Source organism: Gimesia sp. (genome assembly GCF_040219335.1).
GTDB lineage: Bacteria > Planctomycetota > Planctomycetia > Planctomycetales > Planctomycetaceae > Gimesia.
Window position 1 is genome coordinate 261,431 of record NZ_JAVJSQ010000029.1, and the last position, 14,520, is coordinate 275,950.

General features: G+C 54.5%; 13 protein-coding genes. 6 read left to right on the forward strand and 7 right to left on the reverse strand.

Annotated features, from left to right (window positions below):
* Nucleotides 1-30: 30 nt before the first annotated feature.
* The 5 genes from RID21_RS22955 (at nucleotide 31) to RID21_RS22975 (ending at nucleotide 3,559) form a co-directional block, all read left to right on the forward strand.
* The gene (locus RID21_RS22955; RefSeq protein WP_350192966.1) at nucleotides 31-351 is read left to right on the forward strand and encodes a Rieske (2Fe-2S) protein; all 321 of its coding nucleotides are present in this window, start codon (nucleotides 31-33) and stop codon (nucleotides 349-351) included.
* 27 nt (nucleotides 352-378) lie between these two features.
* Entirely contained in the window at nucleotides 379-1,038 is a 660-nt protein-coding gene (locus tag RID21_RS22960) for an HAD family hydrolase (RefSeq protein ID WP_350192968.1), read from the forward strand.
* Nucleotides 1,039-1,380: 342 nt separating this feature from the next.
* Nucleotides 1,381-1,599, forward strand: a complete 219-nt coding sequence (locus tag RID21_RS22965; protein WP_145037101.1) for a hypothetical protein — start codon at nucleotides 1,381-1,383, stop codon at nucleotides 1,597-1,599.
* Complete coding sequence (locus tag RID21_RS22970) at nucleotides 1,599-2,156, forward strand: hypothetical protein (RefSeq protein WP_350192970.1); 558 nt, start codon at nucleotides 1,599-1,601, stop codon at nucleotides 2,154-2,156. Before RID21_RS22965 ends, RID21_RS22970 begins: the two co-directional genes overlap by 1 nt.
* A 44-nt stretch (nucleotides 2,157-2,200) precedes the next feature.
* Nucleotides 2,201-3,559: a glycerate kinase type-2 family protein gene (locus RID21_RS22975; RefSeq protein ID WP_350192972.1), complete on the forward strand. Its 1,359-nt coding sequence runs from the start codon at nucleotides 2,201-2,203 to the stop codon at nucleotides 3,557-3,559.
* 5 nt (nucleotides 3,560-3,564) lie between these two features.
* Here the strand turns inward: RID21_RS22975 and RID21_RS22980 are convergent, their stop codons facing one another.
* The 5 genes from RID21_RS22980 to ispF all read right to left on the reverse strand — a co-directional run bounded on the left by RID21_RS22980 (nucleotide 3,565) and on the right by ispF (nucleotide 8,504).
* Complete coding sequence (locus RID21_RS22980; protein ID WP_350192974.1) at nucleotides 3,565-4,917, reverse strand: HD-GYP domain-containing protein; 1,353 nt, start codon at nucleotides 4,915-4,917, stop codon at nucleotides 3,565-3,567.
* Between the two features lie 250 nt (nucleotides 4,918-5,167).
* Nucleotides 5,168-5,788, reverse strand: a complete 621-nt coding sequence (ruvA, locus tag RID21_RS22985) for a Holliday junction branch migration protein RuvA (RefSeq protein WP_145037109.1) — start codon at nucleotides 5,786-5,788, stop codon at nucleotides 5,168-5,170.
* A gap of 35 nt (nucleotides 5,789-5,823) precedes the next feature.
* A complete protein-coding gene (gene ruvC / locus RID21_RS22990; RefSeq protein WP_350192976.1) occupies nucleotides 5,824-6,354 on the reverse strand; it encodes a crossover junction endodeoxyribonuclease RuvC in 531 nt (176 codons plus the stop codon).
* A 42-nt stretch (nucleotides 6,355-6,396) separates the two neighbouring features.
* Nucleotides 6,397-7,953: a cysteine--tRNA ligase gene (gene cysS / locus RID21_RS22995; RefSeq protein WP_350192978.1), complete on the reverse strand. Its 1,557-nt coding sequence runs from the start codon at nucleotides 7,951-7,953 to the stop codon at nucleotides 6,397-6,399.
* A 44-nt stretch (nucleotides 7,954-7,997) separates the two neighbouring features.
* Complete coding sequence (gene ispF / locus RID21_RS23000; protein ID WP_197999694.1) at nucleotides 7,998-8,504, reverse strand: 2-C-methyl-D-erythritol 2,4-cyclodiphosphate synthase; 507 nt, start codon at nucleotides 8,502-8,504, stop codon at nucleotides 7,998-8,000.
* Between the two features lie 330 nt (nucleotides 8,505-8,834).
* On the opposite strand from ispF, the gene RID21_RS23005 reads away from it, so the two are divergent.
* The gene (locus tag RID21_RS23005; RefSeq protein ID WP_145037113.1) at nucleotides 8,835-9,719 is read left to right on the forward strand and encodes a hypothetical protein; all 885 of its coding nucleotides are present in this window, start codon (nucleotides 8,835-8,837) and stop codon (nucleotides 9,717-9,719) included.
* Nucleotides 9,720-9,803: 84 nt separating this feature from the next.
* Here RID21_RS23005 and fbaA read toward each other — a convergent pair whose 3' ends face one another.
* Entirely contained in the window at nucleotides 9,804-10,835 is a 1,032-nt protein-coding gene (fbaA, locus tag RID21_RS23010; protein ID WP_350192980.1) for a class II fructose-bisphosphate aldolase, read from the reverse strand.
* Between the two features lie 416 nt (nucleotides 10,836-11,251).
* The gene (locus tag RID21_RS23015) at nucleotides 11,252-14,128 is read right to left on the reverse strand and encodes a hypothetical protein (RefSeq protein WP_350192982.1); all 2,877 of its coding nucleotides are present in this window, start codon (nucleotides 14,126-14,128) and stop codon (nucleotides 11,252-11,254) included.
* Between the last annotated feature and the right edge of the window lie 392 nt (nucleotides 14,129-14,520).

Below are 14,520 nucleotides of genomic sequence, written 5' to 3' on the forward strand. Positions count from 1 at the left end.
GGAAACGCGAATATCAGTCTGGAGTGATGAATGGGAAACAAAGTGCGGATTGCCGATGTAGATCAGGTTCCGGAAGGGACCGCTGCCGAGTTTGTGGCCGAAGATCGCATTATCGCCCTGTTCCACGTTGATGAGCAATATTATGCGATGGATGGTGTCTGTCCCCACGCAGGAGGACCACTGGGTGAAGGCGCACTGACGGGAACGGTAGTGACGTGTCCCTGGCATGGCTGGCAATTCGATGTGACTACCGGTCAGCATTGTCTGAATGAACGGCTCTGCCATCCGACTTATCCTGTGACTGTTGAAGCAGACGGAATTTACGTCGAGCTGCCAGACGAAAATCCCTGATTATTAATTGAGTCTCGAAACAGCGTTATGAAGTATCAAGCGGTTATTTTTGATTGCGACGGCGTCCTGGTCGACAGTGAAACTCTGGGGAACCGGGTCTTGGCGGAGATGATTACCGACATCGGTTTTCCGCTCTCTCCCGAAGAGGCGGTGCAGCAGTTCAAGGGGGGCAAGCTCGCGGATTGCCTGGCGGTAGTCGAAGCACAAATGGGACAGAAGCTACCGGCAGATTTTGCCACTCAGGTACGGGCACAAATGGCGGTGGTATTTCAGTCCGAGCTCCAGCCGATCCTGGGAGTCCGAGAAGCGTTGGAGTCGATTCCCGTACAAAAGTGCGTCGCTTCGAACGGACCCGAAGAGAAAATGGCACTGACGCTCAAGATCACCGATCTGGCGCATTACTTTGAAGGCCGGATTTATTCGGCTTATACGGTGGGAGTCTGGAAGCCCGAGCCCGACCTTTACCTGTATGCAGCTTCCCAGATGGGGGTCCGTCCGGAAGACTGTGTAGTGATCGAAGACAGCCATCTGGGAGTCCAGGCAGCGGTCGCAGCGGGCATCCCTGTACTGGGTTATGCCGACCATAGTTCACCTGCCGAACTCCAGGCATTGGGAGCGCAAACCTTCCGATCCATGCAGGAACTGCCGGAGTTGCTTGGGTTTTCTGCCCCACATTCCGGCAACTGAACGCCGGTCGTCGATTTTCGCTCGGCAATCTTTGCTGTTTCAATATTCTCCAGGCGGTCTCAATGCGCGAAAAACGCCGATCGTCTGGTAATTCTTACATCACCGATTTCAAATTAGAGGAACTGGCGAGATTTTACAGCCGCTATTTTCAGAAAAAACTGAACTTTTTCTTTCAAGAAGCCAAATTGCTGAAGCCGATAAATACTATGAGGTCGGGTCAAACCCGGTCTCTTGTTTGTTCAGCTCAATGGTTTTGATGATTGTCTGCGGGGTGTTTCCCCTGCCCGAGAGCGGAGTCTGTCGGTCAATTCATCAGCGAGTTCGAAATAGGAAGGATCCGCCATGCAACATCGGCTTCGTATATTCACGGGTGAAGAAGATACTCTCGATCAGGCAGAAAGCCTGGTGAATGTCCGTTTTGGTGAAATTGCTGACGCTTTGGCTGAAGCAGTCTATTACCGTCGCACCTGGGTCTCTGATTTTTCAGAAGACGAAGTGAAAATTCCCGCAGATCTCTATGCAATTCTGACTGCATACAGTCATCTCCGTCCGGGCGCCTGATGGTCTCCCGACCTCTTTCCCAAAAGTTTCTGATCAGTGCGCTGGTGGTCTCAGGACTCTATCTGATCATTCTGGGAGCCCAGCGTTTTTATGAGCATTATCAGGTAAGGCAGATTGCGCTTGAGTTTGTGTCCGCCCTGGAAACAGGCAACCAGGCACGAATTCGCGCTCTGCTGACCCCTGATAAAGCCGATCTGGCCGACCAGCTCAAACAGGAATCTCAGGACAGCACGGCCCCGCTGGATTGTCGGGTACTGGATGTGAAGATCGAGGGTGGTGCAGCCCAGGTTCGCATTCAGATTCAAAAAGAGGGCTATGCCATCAAGCCTGACATTCATCTCTTAAAAAGTCAGACCGGAGTCTGGAAAGTCGCCTCCATCTCACAGGCAAAAGTCGACCCGCTCTGGTATGATCAGGAAGACCGGAAGTACCGGGAGGAGCTGATCAAAGAGGGGGTTCCGCCTCAGGAAGTTCAAGGACGCGTGCTGGCAAAGGAACTGGCTCGTGCCCTGGATACGAGTGTGGAAGACCCTGCTCAAGATTCGGCCACTCCCTGAAAATACAATAAGCTTGCCCGCCTGTTTACCCTGATGAGGTAGCCATGTCTGAGATGACCTCTCTCGCCGAACGTGCTCTGCAGATCTGGAAGAGCGGTGTCCGGGCCGTTGATTCCCAGTCTCTGGTCCGCCAGGCGATCCAGGTTTCGGGGCAGGAACTTTCGATCTGTGGTCATAACTTTCCACTCGCAGGACACGAAAATCTGGTTGTCGTGGGAGCCGGTAAAGCGGGGTCCGGGATGGCGGCCGGAGTCGAAGCAGCTCTGGCCGGTTCTCCTCTGTTGGAACGTTGTCGCGGGTGGGTGAATGTTCCCGCTGACTGCGTCAGGACGCTCGGAAAAATCAATCTCTATCCCGCACGCCCTGCCAGTCTGAATGAGCCTACGCCGGAAGGCGTCTATGGATCGCGGCAGATTCTGAAAATGATCTCTCAGCTTCAACCGGATGATCTCTGCCTGGTATTAATCTCGGGGGGCGGCAGTGCATTGTTGCCCGCTCCGCTTCCGCCGGTGACGCTGGAAGACAAACAGGCCGTCACGCGGCTGCTGATGTCGTCTGGAGCTACGATTCAGGAACTCAACTGTGTCCGCAAACAGATCTCTCAGGTGAAAGGGGGCCGTCTGGCGCAGTCCGCTACTTCAGGGACAGTGATCGCACTGATTATCTCTGATGTTGTGGGAGATCCGCTGGATATCATTGCCTCAGGGCCGACTGTAACAGACCCTGCAACCCCGGAAGAAGCGATCTGGGTTCTGGAACATTATGCCACAGATCTGAACCTGGTTCCGAAGTCGATCTGGCAGGTATTACGCGCGCATGAGGATGAACCTGAAGCGCGCAGGGCACAGCCACAGGCAAACGTCATCAACGAAATCATCGGCAGCAACGCGACGGCCCTGTCGGCTGCTGAGAACGCGGCCCGTAGTCTGGGGTATGAAGTCTACTCCCTGGGTTCGACGAATGAAGGGGTTGCTTCAAAAGTGGGTGTCGATCTGGCTGAACTCTGTCTGAAGATCCACAGTGGTCAGGGACCGGTTTCGCGGCCTGCCTGTATTTTGAGTGGCGGTGAGCCGGTAGTTGATCTTTCCTCCACTCCGCATCCCGGTAAAGGGGGCCGCAATCAGGAGGTCGTTCTGGCTGCACTTCAAAGGCTCTGGGAAGAAGATTTGACAGACCTCTGTCTGCTTTCAGGGGGCACTGATGGTGAAGATGGTCCGACCGATGCGGCCGGTGGAATCATTGATGCCCGGATCCAAAAGAAGGCGCACGAGCTTAGGATTAATGTCGACGACTATCTGCAGACGCACAATGCCTATCCCTGCCTGTCGCAAATCGGGGGGCTGATCAAGACCGGAGCGACACAGACCAACGTCATGGATTTACGGGTCGCACTCATCGGTTGAGGATGTTAAACCGGCTGGCAAATGATACCTGCCTCAGAAGTTTCTGCAGCAGGCTGCAGATCATTCCGGGAGAGAGCACGCACGACGGTGAGATCATCGTGTGCCAGCAGGTTGAGGATCGACTCGTTGTCGCTACCATCCAGCAGCTTGACGATCGGCGTTCCATAGTGCAATCGATTGGTACGTATTACCTGGGCCCGTTGACCGTTATTCAACTCAACCAGTGATCCGACCGGATAGAGTGAAATGGACTGCAGTAAAGCGCGAACTGCCTGGACGTCAAGTTTGCCGTGGGCAGCGTCGAAAATCAGCTGTTCCGCGGCCTGGTAGGGCAGTAACCCTGGAGACAGTGCATGGTCCGAAACGAGATTGATGTATTCATCGGCAACGGCGGCAATTTTGGACAGAGGATGAATCTGATTCCCCTGCTGCCCCCGCGGATAACCCGAACCATCACAGCGTTCGTGAATCTGGTACGCCACCATCCGGGAAACCATCGGAATTTCATGCAGCTGATTGAGCAGGTCATAGGTGAGAATCGGATGTTTTTTCACTTCCAGTCGTTCGAGCTGGCTGGCAGGCTCGTGGCTCAGCGAAGTGCAGGCTGTGATTTTCTGCATGCCCACATCATGTAACAGGCAGCCGATGGAGAGCTGCGATAATGTATCGCGGTCCAGTCCCAGCTGCGTGCCCATCGCCAGGGCCAGGCTCGACATCTGCAAGCCGTGTCTGCAGAGATTTCCATCCTCCACAGGTGCCGTCCCTTCCAGCACAAACAGGTCCAGATCGTCAGACAGTTGTGCGAGAGAAACATCAGTCATGTTATTGAGCTGTGACATGCTGACACTGGTTGTGATCAGCAGCTGTTTGTAGATCTCCCCGGTCGCTTTGGTCAGTACTCGGAATTGTTCGTGGTATTTCGATTGCAGGGCAGGGACGTAGTCCGTGGTTTGAACCGGACTGACCTGGTGCAGGAAAGAACTGGTCTGAATCTGCCAGGGGGATCCGGCCTGGCGGGTTTCCGGCACCTGCTGCTTTCTGCTGGAAACGCTGGTGCGCAGTTGGGTCCGTCTGCGCTTGAGTCTCCTTGCTGACCCCGGTTCTGACTGTTGGCTTTCCCCTTCGGGGAGCATCAAATTGGACAGGTCCCGTTCGTGGACCCGCACGCTGCGGATGCCACGCTTTTTCAGGCTTTCAATATAAACCTGAGTGATTTTCTTGCCGCGGGCCAGCAGCAGGATGTTTTTTTCGGCTTCCGCCTCATAAATGGGAGCCTGCAGGGTGACCCCGATACGCAGGCGGTCGATATCCAGCGCGGTGTAAGGACTGTTTTTCTTGTCAGCAGCTTTTGAAACCATAGGATTGAGACGCTGTTCTGATGCTTTCAGGTCAGGGGGGCTACGATCACAGTCGTGGCATGCGGAATGGCTGTCTGCGCATTCCTCCCCGTAGGGTCGCTAGCTTCATCAAAGCTATGTCAGGCGCAGCGAAGGACAAACGGGAAGATGCGAACAGGTACCAGATGCAGGCAGTTCGGCGTCAAAGATGAGGACTGTAGCAGTTGCAACGATTGATCAGCGGTCTTGAAACGACTCAGAAGGCCCGATTTCAGTTGCGTTCCTGCTGGTAGAGTGCGGTGAGGAACTCCTCGATGCTCTTGAACTTCTGGCCATCCTCGGCCATGGTCTCTACCTTATCGCGGGCTTCATTCGCGGAATAGCCCAGACTGAGCAGCGCCTCGTATGCTTCTCCAAAGACATCGGTCTGTGCTTCGTCGGCAGGAAATTCCTTGGCGACAATCAGCGCAAACTTGGCCATTTTGCGGCGGAGCTTGGCGACGATCCGTTCTGCCACCGCGGGGCCGATGCCGGGGAGTGTCGTGAGTTGCTTGATGTCTTTTTCTTCGATCGCGGTGGCAACCTCTTTCACGGGACGCACCATGGCCCGCAGCGTTTTCTTGACGCCCACACCATCCACGGAACAGACCAGTTCAAAGAACTCCCGCTCGGCATGGCTCATGAAACCGATCATCCGTGGCGTCAACCGACCCTTCTGCGGGTTTCCTTCGATGTATTCGATGGTTTTGAGGCTGACCTCTTTACCGATCAGAGGCTGCAACTGGCGGCGGACAAACTCGGGAATAAACACTTCATAGTCAAAGGCCCCCACCGAGATGATCGCCTCGGTCAGACTCAGTTCGCTCAATTGGCCACGGATATTTGTAATCATGGGAATGCTGTTCTCAGGGGATAAGGGTGTTTAATTCAGAAGCAGGCCACACGAATCGTATGGTAGTGGCACAGCGCTGCCGCGAAGGCATCGGCGACGTCGTTCGGTTCCAGGATGGTTTTTAATCCGAGTTCGTTTTTGATCGCATGCTGCATCTGTTCTTTCGATGCACGGCCGCTGCCCGTGATCAGGCGTTTGATCTGTGTGGGAGTGTAATGCACCACGGGGACGCCGGCGTCATGGGCGGCAAACAGAATCGCGCCGCGTGCATGGGCCATGATGATCGAACTCTTGGGAAATTTGGGAGTCGTAAACACCTGCTCGATGACCATCACGTCAGGGTGATACTCGGCAATCACTTCCCGGATCCCCGAGGCAATTTCATGCACCCGCGCCGCGAGGTTCATCTCCTGGTTCGAACGGATGATGCCTCCTTCGCACAGCACCGGACCCCGGGCCGACTGTTCCAGCAGGGCGTAACCCGTGCGGTTCAGGCCCGGGTCAATTCCCAGGTACCGTGTGGCAGGTGTCAACTCTTCATCATCCATTGTCGAGTTTGCCTTCATATGTGCTCAAACGACTCCGTTCGAAACAGGTGCGCGGCGGAATTACCCCCGCCGCCACAAACTGCCTTCGGGACGGTCTTCCACGGTGATCTGGCAGGCAGCCAGTCCATCGCGGATCTTGTCGGCAATGTCCCAGTTCTTGTTGGTACGGGCATCCTTGCGGATGTCGATGATCAGCTCCATCAACTGGTTGACCAGACCATCGTCGGCTCCCTGTTCTTTCACGGGGGCTTTGCGGAAAACGCCTAACAGATTGGAGAGCTCTTTCAACAGGCAGGCACCTGTTTTGAGAGCGGCGACCATCTGCTCGTTGTCTTTGCCGGGACTATCCAGTTTCTGTTCGTGGATCAACGCGTTTAATGCGGAACGCAGTTCGAACAGGACGCCGATTGCACCGCTGGTGTTGAAATCGTCGTCCATCGCTTCCCAGAACCGCTGGCGGAGTTCAGCCAGCTGCTGGAAGTATTCACCCGGTTCCCCTTCCAGCGTGACCGATTCGTCCCGCTTCTGGGCAGTTGTCAGGTCGTAGAAGCTTTCGCCTGTGATTCGCTCAAATGTTTCAAAGAAGCGGTAAAAGCCTTCCATGCCCTTGCCGGTTTCACTGATGTTTTCATCGCTGAAGGCAATCGGGCTGCGGTAATGCGTGGAAAGCAGGAACAGCCGCACGATTTCGGGGGGATGCACCGCGAACAGTTCTTTCACGGAAGCGGCTCCCTTGGAACCGGAGAGCTTATCGGCTTCCTGTGCCTGCTGATCGACGACCACGTCTCCATGACGATCGTGCTGACCGCCGACCTTGCCGGCAGCATCGCTGGCCTGCATCAGGCCATTGTGTACCCAGTAACGCACGTAAGTCTTACCGGTGCAGCATTCGGACTGGGCCCGTTCGTTTTCATGATGCGGGAACATCAGGTCCAGACCGCCGCCATGAATGTCGAAGGAATCGCCCAGCAGTTTGCGGCTCATCGCGGAACATTCAATGTGCCAGCCGGGGCGACCGGGACCCCAGGGGCTGTCCCACGCCGGTTCACCCGGACGCGATTTTTTCCACAGGGCGAAGTCAGCCGGATTCTTTTTCTTGTCGTTGGCTTCCACACGGGTGCCGGCGATCATCTCTTCGATCTTCCGACCACTCAGGCAGCCGTAGTTGTTGTCTGACTCAGCAGAGAAGTAGACATCGCCGTCCAGCGGGTAAGCGTTCCCCTGGTCAATCAGCGTCTGGATGATTTCCAGCATCGCGTCGATGTAGTCGGTCGCTTTGGGGAAATCGGTGATGGTATCAATGCCCATTGTTTCCAGGTTATCGAAGTAATCCTGGGTCATCTCGGCTGCCAGCTTTTCAACCGAAATGTTCTTTTCGGCTGCCCGATTGATCAGCTTGTCATCAATGTCCGTGATGTTGTTGACGAACTTGACTTCATAACCGTTGTACTTCAGGTAACGGGCGATGGTGTCGATGATCACCGGGCCGACCATGTGGCCGATGTGCGAATGCTTGTAAACCGTGGGGCCGCAGAGATAAATGCCGACCTTCCCTGGTTTGATCGTCTGGAAATCTTCTTTTTTGCGACTCAGCGTGTTGTAAATTCTTAGCGTCATGTTCCTGGATACCTGAATTTCTTCCTGTTCTCAAAAAACGAGTTCTAACGTCGCAGCAGAACGACAGCGTCGGCGGTCATCGCTTCCTGTCTTCCGACCGGTCCGACCCGTTCTCCCGTTTTGGCTTTAATGTTGACCTGTTGTGCGTCGAGCTGCAGTGTCTCTGCAACCGACTGGCGTATTTGTGGCTTATAGCTGGCTAGTTTAGGACGTTCCGCCGAAATTGTGCAATCCAGGTTTATGATTTGCCAGCCGGCCTGCTGAACTTCTGCAAAGGCAGCCTGCAGCAGTTTGCGGGAATCGGCGCCTTTCCACTGCGGATCGGTATTGGGGAACATCTCTCCGATATCCCCCAGACCCGCTGCTCCCAACAGGGCATCGGTGATTGCATGCAGCAGAACATCCGCATCACTGTGTCCAACCAGACCCAGTTCAAAATCAATTTCCACCCCTCCCAGGATCAGCGGATATTCCGCCTGCAGACGATGACAGTCCTGGCCATAGCCGACACGCAGGTCGGGCAGCTGTTCCTTAAGTGATTGAGTAGCCATGAGTTTTGTTCGCAGTTCTGGTTAGAAATCGAACCAGTTTCACCAAATAAACTGTTCGGTTGAATATCGTTTTCGGTTCGAGGCGTGAAAGCAGGCAGATCATAGCTGGAGCTGTCAAACAAGGCAATATGAGCCGGTGCTGAGAAAGACTTCCTGCTGTATTGTCCCCGGGAAAAAACCGTTTTTCGTCATCTGAGCAGCCACAGACTGCAGTCTCCAATTTCAAATTGACATAAATCCTGAATAGTAATAGACTCCCCATCCCTTCCCGTCCTTCGGACAACAGCATCTCTGCGTTCTTCGCTCTCAACCAGATCTCTGACCTTTTCCATGAAGTTAGTATCCCTCAAATTCTGTTTACTGTTTCTCACACTGGCCTGGCTGGCTCTGTTGATTACCGGCTGCGCGCTGATGCGTGAAGGGGCCGTACTGGGATTGGGTAAGTATACGGAAACGAACACCGTCAACAAGCTCCCATCCATACCTGTCTCACAGGACGCGATGCAGGTGGAAATTGTGTTCGTCGAACGTCCAGTGACCGATCCGCTGCTCGGGTCTGCCCTCTGGAACGAAGTCGATGAAATCGGTGCGATTCAGCTGACCGACCAGGAAAAACTGAACCAGAACGGTTTGCGGGTCGGTCACGTGAGCTCGGTGCCTCCCATGGCACTACAGACGCTCTTGGGATTGAAATCCCATTTCGGCGGTATCAAGAAGGAAGAAGAATCGCTGCTGCTCTCCGGCAGACGGCTGATGCTGCGATCCGGGGTACCCACTGATATTCAGACCAGCGAGCTGTTTGACAAGTGCACGCTGAATCTGATCACAGACGACGATGAAGAGCCCCTCGAGGTCAAAGACTTCGAACAGGCTCGCTGTGTCTTCCGCGTCAAAGCACATAAAATGCAGGATGGCTGGGCCCGGCTGGAGTTTACACCCGAGGTCCACTACGGTGCACAACAGCTCAGACGCACCGCTACCAATATCGGCTGGCAGCTGGAAAACCGTCAGAATACCAGCCCGCTCTACAACCAGAAGTTCGAAGTCACACTGAACGTCGGCGAAATGGCCATCATTACTGCCACCGACGATGTTCCCGCCAACTCAGCCGGCCGACTCTTCTTCCGTGGCGAAGGATCAAAGGAAGACATCCAGAAAATCCTGGTAGTCCGCCTGGCCAACATGTCCAAAATGGATGTGACCCGCTCTAAATAACTTCTGAGGCGATAAAAAAAGTGAGCTGCCTCGCTCGGAGACAGCTCACCTGATGTCAGCATATTACGCTTTCGGCTTGCAGGATTAGACCTTGCCGAAGATCGTTTTGCCTGAGGAGTAGAGGTCGTCGCAGGCTTCGCCCATACGTTCGACAACACCCATTTCGGCAGCTTTCAGGTAGCTACGTGGATCGTAGACTTTCTTGTTACCGACTTCACCGTCGATCTTCAGCACACCATCGTAGTTCTTCATGATGTGATCAACGACAGGACGGGTGAAGGCGTACTGGGTGTCGGTGTCGATGTTCATTTTCACAACGCCGTATTCCAGAGTCTCACGCAGCTGGTCTTCGGGAGTTCCTGAACCGCCGTGGAAGACCAGGTCGAATTCGGCTTCTTTACCGTACTTCACCATCACAGCTTCCTGACCGGCTTTCAGAATTTCCGGACGCAGTTTGACGGCACCCGGTTTGTAGCTGCCGTGTACGTTACCGAAGGTGGCAGCGAACATGTATCGGCCCAGACCGTTCAAGGCCTCGTAAACGGCAACCATGTCTTCAGGAGTCGTGTAGAGCTTGTCGGCGGGCTGATCAGAGTTATCGACGCCGTCTTCTTCACCACCAACAACACCCGCTTCCACTTCCAGAATGATTTCATTCTCGGCACACAGTTTCAGCAGGTCGACCGACAGTTCCAGGTTTTCTTTTAAGGGCAGTTCTGAAGCGTCCAGCATGTGAGACTGGAACAGGTTCGGCAGGCCAGCTTCCCGGCGACGGGCGGTTTCTGCGATCAGCGGCTTCAGGAAGGAATCGACCTTGCCGGGCTGACAGTGGTCGGTGTGCAATGCGATCAGCACATCGTATTTTTCTGCCAGACGATGCGTGGCTTCTGCCAGAATGATTGCACCCAGAACCGCATCCTTCGGATCCAGACCGGAAGCGAACTGGCCACCACCGGTGGAGACCTGAATAATTCCGTCTGATTTTTTATCGGCAAATGCTTTGAGGGCTCCGTTGATGGTCGGCAGTGAAGTCACGTTCATCGCGGGATAGGCATAGCTGCCCTCTTGAGCGGCATCCAGCATCGCGGCGTATTGAGCTGGGGTGGCAATCGGCATTGGTTTGTTCCTGTTCAGTAAAAAGTTGAAAATATGATAATTCTGAATGCATCCGGCCAGGCCGAAGTCGCCCTCAGCTTGACCCTGATCAGTCTGTAACGCTCTCCCGGTTTAAGAGAGAGGTTTTTTTCATCACGTCAGACGAGCAGCAGAGGACCGGAAGAAGTTTAGAGAGAATGGAATCAGGCTTCCGGCCATTCAGAACGTGTTGCCCAGAGTATTCAAACATTGAGACAGCTTTTCACTCTGTTTCTATACTGTTTATTATCAAGTTCTGCCCGCACCTTCAAGTGTCCCGCGCTGCCTCAGACACGATTGTCTGTGGATGTTCGGACGGCCTCCCGCATAGTCTGCCTATCATCTGACAGAGAAAGAAGTTAGTTTCAGAACTTTCTTCAGTAAATGCAGCCCGCCCCTCAGGGACTCAGGGGGGAATTCGAAGGAGATTCACTCCCGCTGGTTTGCTGGTAGAGCCTGGGTTCGGGTGTATAGGCAATGACGCGCAGGTCATCAAACAGGATCGCCCCCAGCCCATACAGGTACATCGAGAGCGTGAAGGTTTCGCTCCGGGGAACTTCCCGGATGACGTCAATCTTCTGCCAGCTGCTCTGCGCATTCCAGTGCAAAGCCCCGCCCGGACCCATAATGCTGTCTTCCAGCGTGGCTCCCTCGGTGTGACCGATGATCGGGGAGCTCACTTTCACCCAGCCGGTGATATGCACGATCTGACCGCTGCGGACTTCCAGGGGAGGCGTGGTTACTTTGACCAGCGGATCTTCAATATAAGCAGGCACTTCACCCCGGTTGATGGGAGCGGCCAGCAGTCGCAGGCTGAAGTTTCCGGATTTCCGGTCGCGGGGATACAGCTCCGCGATCGCCTGCGTTCCTGTAATCGGATTCTGTTTATGCTTCCAGCCTTCCGCCGTCATGGTGTCGATGTCTTCGAAATCACCGGAACGCAGCAGGTTCGACTGAATCTTACCGGAACTGCGGCCGATCTGTTCGATCATCCGCCAGTGGTCGGGCAGAGTACTGTAGGCAATCGTGTAAGGGCTGGTGACTGCCGAATCAAAATTGTGTGTCGCTTCCCGCCACTGACTTCTCTGCAGGATTCGCAGCAGCTGCATCGCATCGCGGGCCTGGAGTCGCGCGCGGTGATAATCTTTGCTCGCCAGGGACTGTTCTGCCTGGGTAGACAGTTTGCGGGAACGTTCCAGAATCGCCGGTCCATCCAGGCGGGCTATCTGGCTGACTCCCATATTCACCAGTAACGCATTCGTCTGTTCGCAGCGTTTCAGCTTGGCACTGCTCATCTGTACGCAGGCCTCTGCGGATTGCGCACTCATCCCGGCAATTTTCCGACGCAGATTTTCAATCAAGCCCTGATCCGACGTCATGATGATGATCGAGGTCATGTCAAATTTGGGAATGCGGATCTGCACTCCACCGTTGACCCGTTTACGGTCCAGGTTACGAATTTCGGTGGTACTCACTTCCCAGACAGAAGCAGAAACGTTTCCGCCTGGAATGACAATCGTCGCGTCGTTCCCCGCCATCTGGTCTGGAACAAACTGGGCATCGTGACGATACCAGACCGGGAGAATCAGGGTTCCGAACTCGGATTGAATCACGGCGGCCTGCAGTTCCTCCGCTGCCTGTTTTTCTCTGAGCATCTGCATTTCCCGCTCCGCGAGGCGCTCGTCACGGATCAGGCGGTCTTTACCCGAGGTCTTGAAGTCAGCTCCCAGCTGACCGATCCGGGGCGTTTCGCGTTGCTTCAGATTAAAGGGAACGTGTGAAATCACGGTTCCTGCTGCCAGCCAGGGCTCGATCAGGTCAATCTCCAGATTCAACTGCTCAATCGCCAGCTTCCGTTCCAGAGCACCTGGTGCAGAGGTCTCATCCAGTCTGCTGGTGGTCCAGTAGCCTGCCCCCCGGCAACCTGCGGAAAGGGCGCTATAGGTCTGCAGGCGAATCTGTTCGGGCTCCACTACGATTGGTAGCTTATTCGCAGTCTCCCGCCATTGACTGTTGGCTGCCGTGGGTTCTGTTTGAATCCACGTCCACAGAAATCGGCCCGGCGCAACCTGTGTTTTTTCAATCAGTGTTTGCCGGTAGTCCAGCAGGCTGATATCGCTGTTCAGAATCCGTGGACTGGAACCGATCATTGAGACTTCACGCGAGATCTGTCGCTCTTTGCCTTGCACATCCGCCATGATGGGACGTTTGAACTGCTGATCTGCACTCTGAATCTGACCGACGCGGCTGCGGATTTCGTTCCACTGATGACCGGGGATTCGGGTTCCCAGGTTCCAGAAGATGATTGGCGCGGTCTGCTCATCAAAGGGGATCAGCGTCGCATCCCGGGAGGGGAGAAACGATCCCTGCGAGTCCTGGGGACGGGGCGGGGTGGCCATCGCCCACAGACCCTGGCTGCGGAGTTGTCCCAGAAAATTGTAGTCGTCGAACTGCGGTGCCCAGATCACGTTCAGGCCCGCCTGTTTCATCGTGGCCAGGTTCTCGCCATGATAGCGGGACATCCGTGGAAACATCGGTTTTCCCTGCAGTTGAACCCGGTCCAGCAGGAACTCGACAATCGGCTTGACCTGTTCTTTCTGATAAGCGGCAGCAGTCTGCAGTACTGTCTCATTCGGATGGACGATGGGTGAGAGCTTCAGGTCATCCATCAGGAATTCCACTTTATCCGAAGAGGATCGGGTGACGACCAGCACCCGTTCCACGTACATCTCACGAGTATCCAGTTGACGCAGTTTGCTGCGGCCGCGTAACAGTCCCAGCGACTGATTCACCAGCGGCTCCGAAGTCGTGCACTTCAGTTTCTGCCACTGTCCTTCGTCGGTATAGGTGTCACCAATCAGGTAGATGCGTGCCGCTGTACCGGTTTCCGGGTCGATCTGGTGTGGCAGCACCGCTTCCAGTCCAATCCGTGTGCCCCGGCGGTTCGATTTCAGCCAGAGTGAGACCGTCAGTTCGTTAATGATCCGACTGGCCGGCAGTGCATGCGATAACTCGATCAGCGATCCCAGATTTCCCGTGGAGACCTGCAGATGCTCGCAGGCAGCGCCCGCATGTTGCGCGGTCGTATTACGGACATGCCAGTTCTTGCGGGCCATGTTGGGATCGATGCGGACCTGCCAGCTGACACGGGAGGTGTCATCAAAGCCGGCTTCAAAAGACTCGGCGCGCAACGAGAGCGGTACTGATAAAACCAGCGGGAGAACGAGTAGCAGAACCCACGTTCTTGAAATCAGTTCACCGATTTTTCCTGGCATCAATGCCTGTTCTCAGCCCATCCTGGGATAAAAAGATCTTGAAACTGTACCGGTCAGTCCGGTTTTGAACAGTCTGCAGGTTTAGATCGCTTTCGATCTTAAACCAAACTGGAGTCATACTTTTCCCAGTTTCAGCAGACAGATCACCGTTCAGCATTCTTTACGAAATGTTGAGTCCTGTCCGATTTTTGTTGCACATCGGCAACAGCCACGTTGTTAAAATACAACCCTTCGGTAAATCGCCTGAATCGAGCGATAAACCTCAGTGATTTTAGAAGAAATTGCAATCTGGGCCAATACGAAGCCTCGCTTTTTTGCGAAACTGTCTGAACAGATGCTTTTAATGCTGTATTTGCTAAGTCTCTGTACGATCATGATTTACTGTGATTGTC

Coding starts and splice junctions, on each gene's coding strand:
- RID21_RS22955 (WP_350192966.1), top strand. CDS start 31: ATGGGAAACAAAGTGCGGATTGCCGATGTAGATCAGGTTCCGGAAGGG.
- RID21_RS22960 (WP_350192968.1), top strand. CDS start 379: ATGAAGTATCAAGCGGTTATTTTTGATTGCGACGGCGTCCTGGTCGAC.
- RID21_RS22965 (WP_145037101.1), top strand. CDS start 1,381: ATGCAACATCGGCTTCGTATATTCACGGGTGAAGAAGATACTCTCGAT.
- RID21_RS22970 (WP_350192970.1), top strand. CDS start 1,599: ATGGTCTCCCGACCTCTTTCCCAAAAGTTTCTGATCAGTGCGCTGGTG.
- RID21_RS22975 (WP_350192972.1), top strand. CDS start 2,201: ATGTCTGAGATGACCTCTCTCGCCGAACGTGCTCTGCAGATCTGGAAG.
- RID21_RS22980 (WP_350192974.1), bottom strand. CDS start 4,917: ATGGTTTCAAAAGCTGCTGACAAGAAAAACAGTCCTTACACCGCGCTG.
- ruvA (WP_145037109.1), bottom strand. CDS start 5,788: ATGATTACAAATATCCGTGGCCAATTGAGCGAACTGAGTCTGACCGAG.
- ruvC (WP_350192976.1), bottom strand. CDS start 6,354: ATGAAGGCAAACTCGACAATGGATGATGAAGAGTTGACACCTGCCACA.
- cysS (WP_350192978.1), bottom strand. CDS start 7,953: ATGACGCTAAGAATTTACAACACGCTGAGTCGCAAAAAAGAAGATTTC.
- ispF (WP_197999694.1), bottom strand. CDS start 8,504: ATGGCTACTCAATCACTTAAGGAACAGCTGCCCGACCTGCGTGTCGGC.
- RID21_RS23005 (WP_145037113.1), top strand. CDS start 8,835: ATGAAGTTAGTATCCCTCAAATTCTGTTTACTGTTTCTCACACTGGCC.
- fbaA (WP_350192980.1), bottom strand. CDS start 10,835: ATGCCGATTGCCACCCCAGCTCAATACGCCGCGATGCTGGATGCCGCT.
- RID21_RS23015 (WP_350192982.1), bottom strand. CDS start 14,128: ATGCCAGGAAAAATCGGTGAACTGATTTCAAGAACGTGGGTTCTGCTA.